The organism is Nocardioides antri (assembly GCF_008373765.1).
In the GTDB taxonomy this organism is placed as follows: Bacteria; Actinomycetota; Actinomycetes; order Propionibacteriales; family Nocardioidaceae; genus Nocardioides; species Nocardioides antri.
Genome location: NZ_VUJW01000144.1, coordinates 1 through 377, shown reverse-complemented (window position 1 = coordinate 377; position 377 = coordinate 1). Strand labels below are relative to the sequence as shown.

Genomic DNA, 377 nt, shown 5'->3' with positions numbered 1-377 from the left:
AGTCTATCTCGGATATTACACGCAGTTTGTAATCCGTGACTAACCAAAAATGGGCAAGGAAAAGACTCACATTAACATTGTCGTCATCGGACACGTCGACTCCGGCAAGTCCACCACCACTGGTCACTTGATCTACAAATGTGGTGGTATTGACAATCGTACCATCGAGAAGTTCGAGAAGGAGGCCCAGGAAATGGGTAAAGGATCCTTCAAATATGCTTGGGTATTGGACAAACTAAAGGCTGAGCGTGAGCGTGGTATCACAATCGATATTGCTCTCTGGAAGTTCGAAACTAGCAAGTACTATGTTACCATCATTGATGCTCCTGGACACAGAGATTTCATCAAGAACATGATCACAGGAACCTCTCAGGCTG

Annotated in this window: 1 protein-coding gene; it reads left to right on the top strand. The window is 45.1% G+C overall.

The window, feature by feature from the left end; translation table 11 throughout:
* Positions 1–49 precede the first annotated feature (49 nt).
* Positions 50–377, top strand: a 328-nt coding sequence (locus F0U47_RS22830) for a GTP-binding protein (protein WP_246159722.1), incomplete at its 3' end; no start/stop codon positions are given.